The organism is Devosia equisanguinis (assembly GCF_900631955.1).
Taxonomy (GTDB): Bacteria; Pseudomonadota; Alphaproteobacteria; order Rhizobiales; family Devosiaceae; genus Devosia; species Devosia equisanguinis.
In genome coordinates, this window is sequence record NZ_UZWD01000045.1 from 1 (window position 1) to 4,613 (window position 4,613).

The 4,613-nt window shown below is 63.1% G+C and carries 4 protein-coding genes; 2 read left to right on the forward strand and 2 right to left on the reverse strand.

Going from position 1 to position 4,613, the window contains the following annotated elements; all coding sequences use genetic code 11:
* The first annotated feature begins 231 nt into the window (after positions 1–231).
* Positions 232–756 (forward strand): peptidylprolyl isomerase, encoded by a 525-nt coding sequence (locus DEVEQU_RS17610; protein ID WP_206437881.1) that lies wholly within the window; start codon positions 232–234, stop codon positions 754–756.
* A gap of 85 nt (positions 757–841) precedes the next feature.
* Here the strand turns inward: DEVEQU_RS17610 and DEVEQU_RS17615 are convergent, their stop codons facing one another.
* Positions 842–2,848, reverse strand: a complete 2,007-nt coding sequence (locus tag DEVEQU_RS17615) for a methyl-accepting chemotaxis protein (protein ID WP_164550472.1) — start codon at positions 2,846–2,848, stop codon at positions 842–844.
* A gap of 206 nt (positions 2,849–3,054) precedes the next feature.
* On the opposite strand from DEVEQU_RS17615, the gene DEVEQU_RS17620 reads away from it, so the two are divergent.
* Positions 3,055–3,645, forward strand: coding sequence for a TetR/AcrR family transcriptional regulator (locus DEVEQU_RS17620; RefSeq protein WP_126151912.1), 591 nt, complete (start codon positions 3,055–3,057; stop codon positions 3,643–3,645).
* Positions 3,646–3,662: 17 nt separating this feature from the next.
* Here DEVEQU_RS17620 and DEVEQU_RS17625 read toward each other — a convergent pair.
* Positions 3,663–4,613, reverse strand: a 951-nt coding sequence (locus tag DEVEQU_RS17625; RefSeq protein ID WP_126151913.1) for an L-aspartate oxidase, incomplete at its 5' end; no start/stop codon positions are given.

The following is a 4,613-nucleotide window of genomic DNA, read 5'->3' on the forward strand; positions in this document are numbered from 1 at the left end:
ACGTTTTGGCAATAGTCTTGAGCTCTTGCGCCTCCCTCCCCCTTGCGGGGAGGGATGAGGGTGGGGGGTCCATCAGTGGATCACTGAACCACCCCCCACCCCGGCCCTCCCCCTCAAGGGGGGAGGGAGAGTTGGAGCCGAAGCCTCGGTGCGCCCAAAGTGAACGCTCCCCCTCCTTCAGGGGAGGCCGGGTGGGGGCCGACCAAATCACCAACCTCCCGGATAAGCCCCGTGACCGTACCCGTTCTCGTCGAAACCGAACTCGGCGCCTTCACCCTCGCGATCGAGAGCGAACGCGCCCCGATCACCGCCGCCAATTTCCTGGCCTATGTCGATGGCGGCCATCTCGACAGCGCCACTGCCTATCGCATCGTCACCCTCGCCAACCAGCCCGCCACCACCGTCCACAAGATCGAAGTCGTGCAATGGGGAATGCGCAGCGATGAGCAAAAGCCGTCGCCCTTCCCCGCCATCCCCCACGAAACCACCGAGACGACCGGCCTGCGCCATCGCCACCTGACCATTTCCATGGCCCGCTTCGCGCCCGGCAGCGCCAGTTCGGAATTCTTCATCTGCATCGGCGACCAGCCCGAGCTCGACTTCGGTGGCCGACGCAATCCCGACGGCCAGGGCTTTGCTGCCTTCGGCGCCGTCACCAGCGGCGAAGACACGCTCATGGCCCTCTTCGGCAGGGCAGAACCCGACACCGAATACCCCGCCACGCCGATCAAATTCCGCAAGGTCACCAGGGCCTGACACGCCAGACGGCATCGGCGCGGCACACTGGATCATTTCATACCGGGTTGGCCTGAGGGCTCCATCAACAAGACCCTGAAAGGCTCTAGAACTCGTTCCAGTCCGTGCTGATCGCGGCATTGCCATTGCTGATATAGGCCCGCGCCGCCTGCACCATGCGGCCACCGGTACTGGGCTTGGCCTTGGGCCTGGTTGAACCGCTATCCACCGCCGCCGGCGCGATCTTGAAGATATCGACGATGGTATCGAGATCGCGGGCCTGGGCCTCGGTCTGCTCGATGGCGGCATTGGTTTCCTCGACCAGCGCCGCATTGTGCTGGGTCATTTCGTCCATCTGGCGCACTGCCTGGCGGATCTCTGCGATGGCGGAGGACTGCTCGCCATTGGCCACCGAAATATCGTGCATCAGGCTGGCATTCTCCTGCACCGAGATCAGGATCGTGTCGAGTTTGGCAGCGGCCGTGGCCACGAGCCTGCTGCCCGCATCGACTTCGATCGAGCTCTGGTCGATCAGTGCCTTCACGTCCGAGGACGCCTGGGCTGCCGACTGAGCCAGGCGCCGCACTTCCACCGCCACCACGGCAAAACCCTTGCCGGCCTCGCCGGCACGCGCGGCCTCGACCGAAGCATTAAGCGCCAGGAGGTTGGTCTGGAAGGCGATGTCGTCGATCATGCCGATAATGTCTGATACCTTCGCCGATGAGGTGGAGATGCGGCCCATGGCACCCGTGGTTTCCTTCATCACCGCGCCGCCCTCATTGGCCAGCTGCGCCGCCCCGCGGCTGCGTTCATAGCCATCCATGGCCTTGCGGGCATTGATTTCCACCGCCTGGGTCAGCTGCTCCATGGCAGCGGAGGTTTCCTCGATGGCCGCGGCCTGGCGCGTGGTGCGCTCGGACAAATCATTGGCCCCGGTCAGGATTTCATTGGTGGCGGTGCGCAGGGTGCTCGAGGTAGACCGCAGGCGCGACACCACGTCGGAGAGGGTCTCGGCGACCAGGTTGGTGTCGGCCCCCAGCTTGGCAAAGGCCCCCTCATAGCTGCCGGACATGCGCTGGGTCAGGTCGGTCTTGGCCAGCGCGGCCAGGACATCCCCCGCTTCGCTTAGCGCCTCTTCGGTGCGGGTCAGCATCATGTTGAAATTGGTGGTGATCCGGCTGACATCGGCGTCGGCGAAGCTGCCCTCGATGCGGCGCGAGAAATCGCCCTTGACCGCAGCCGAGACCGCGCCATCGAATTCGCTCTGGAACCGCTCCATCATCTGGGCACGCTCCAGCGCCCGCTGCGCCCGCTCCGCTTCCTCTTCACCCAGCGCAGCCACGCGAATGCCGTTCTCCTTGAACACCTGCACCGCGCCGGCCATGCGCCCGACCTCGTCGGCCCGGCCGGCATGGGGGATGGCGACGGAGAAATCGCCGTCGGCAATGGTGATCATGGCATGGGTAATCTGCTGGATCGGCCGCACCACGGCGGTGCGGGCAAACACCGCCGAACCGATGAGAATGAGGATGACCAGGCCTCCGAGAACCGCGCCAGTCACCTGCCCGGTGGCAGAGGCATTGGCCGCGACCATCTGCATCTCATGGGCGGTGAGCTTGGCAGTGTTGACACCTTCGGCCAGCAAAGCCCGCGCCTGTTCAGAAAAGCCAGACATCTCCCCCTGGATTGCCGCTTCCTGGGCGTCGAATGCCCCGCTATTTCCAGCGGCGATGTCGCGCTCGATCACCGTGCGCAATTGCGGCACCAGCGCCATGTAAGAGCCAACCAGCTGCACGGTGGCGTCGATGGCCTCGACCTCCGCGTCGTTTTGAATGCGGGCCCGAGCATCCGCCAGCACACCGATCAAGGCGGCGTAGTTCGTGTCGATATTGGCCTGCGCCGAAGCAATCTGGGTGGAATTGGTGGCGAGGCGGAAGTCGCGTGAGCCGATGCGCACGCCGCGGAAATAGCTCTCGGCGGCCACCAGGTCAGTCGCGGTCGCCGCCGCATCCATTGCCCGGTTGGTGTCGCGAATGGCGTTGTTGTTCATGACGAACAGCGCCGTGACCATGATGGCCAGGAAGAACATGCCGATGGCCGAAGTCGCGGTCATCTTGGTAGACAAATTCATTTTTGAGAGAAGCGACATTAGGGTGCTCACAAACGACTTGATAACCCTAACAAACCATCAACAACTTAACATATGGTAAGTTACTGCTTTAACTAAGGTTTAGAATTCCGTTAACCATGTCTTCCGCCGCTGGCCATACCGTTAGGAAAGGGTTAAAGCCCTGTTCTGACCCGTCGCAGGAGTCAGGGATGAACAAAAAATCCAGCCGCACCCAGAACGCGATAAGCAAATCCGTTTTGAGACTGGTCAGCACATTGGACTTCAAAGACATCACCGTTCAGATGGTGATCGATGACGCCAGGACAACAAGACCAACATTCTACAGCCATTTCCGGGATGTAGAAGACGCGGCCCGTTTTACTGCAATATCCATGATGTCGATGCAAACAGACGTCCCGCCGCAGCCCAACGATTGGGTGCCCAGGGACGCCGATTTCATCGCCGACCGCATTCGCGTCCAGGTTCGCCCCATTCTCGAAGTGGTCGCAACGCATCGCGCATTTTTCCGCAGGGTCCTGGAGCAGGCGGCAAATCTCGACTATTTCAACCAGACTGTTGCAATGTTCATGGCCAAGGCGGACTGGGAGTTCCGCATGGCGACTGAAAAAGTACGTTCAACCACTGACATGGATGTGCTCGAAATCGTCGCCAACGGCGCTATGTGGATGGTAATCAAGTGGACGCTCGGCGACACGGAGGCGAGTGTCGATGAACTCACCGACCGCGTTGCCCTTACTCTTGCGGCGTTGGTCACCGGTAAGTTGCTCGAGGCCAAATAACCCTTTGTGGTCAGGCTTTACCGCGCCGCCGCGCGGATCGACAGCGCCTCGCCCAGCGTCATCTGCGTATGGTGCTCCCAGCTCGGATCGGGCTCAGGAAAATCGGTGCGGAAATGACCGCCGCGGCTTTCGGTGCGCTTCAGCGCGGCGGCGGCGACCATGGTCGCCGAGGTGGTCATGTTGAGATAGGCAGTCGTGACCTGCTCGGCCTGCGCCTCCAGCACCGCGATATCGCGCAGCGCCTGCTGCAGGCCCTCGCGATGGCGCTCGACGCCGACCAGATTGGTCATGATCCCGCGCAATTGCTGCACCGCCAGCGAATTGCGCAGCACTTCCTCGGCCCGATTGCCTTCGGCCTCGTCCCATTCGATGCCTTTGAACGGCGCCAGTTGGCCCGCCGGCTCTAGCCCGCCGATATCCTCTGCAATGCGCGCGCCATAGACCACGGCCTCGAGCAGCGAATTCGACGCCAGCCGGTTGGCCCCGTGCAGCCCCGTGCACGAGGCCTCCCCGCAAACCCAAAGCCCCGGCAGCGAAGAGCGGCCGCGCTCGTCCACCTTGACCCCGCCCATGTGAAAATGCGCCGCCGGCGTCACCGGGATCATCTCGGCCACCGGATCGATCCCCGCATCGCGGCAATATTTGGAAACGGTGGGGAAGCGGGTGAGAATAGCGGCGCCCAGCACCTCTCTGGTATCGAGAAACACCCGCCGCCCCGCCTGAATCTGGCGGAAATTGGCGCGGGCGACGATATCGCGCGGTGCCAGTTCCGCATCGGGGTGAATGGCCGGCATGAAGCGCTCGCCCCGGTCATTGACCAGGATCGCCCCCTCCCCGCGCAATGCTTCGGTGGCAAGCGGCGCCGGGTCGGCGCCGGTGGCAATGGCGGTGGGATGAAACTGCACGAACTCGGGGTCGGCGATCACTGCCCCCGCCCGCGCCGCCATACCCATGGCGTGGCCCCGCAC

What these genes read in the sequence shown, in the direction of transcription:
- DEVEQU_RS17620 (WP_126151912.1), top strand. Translation starts at nt 3,055, where the DNA reads ATGAACAAAAAATCCAGCCGCACCCAGAACGCGATAAGCAAATCCGTT.
- DEVEQU_RS17615 (WP_164550472.1), bottom strand. Translation starts at nt 2,848, where the DNA reads ATGACCGCGACTTCGGCCATCGGCATGTTCTTCCTGGCCATCATGGTC.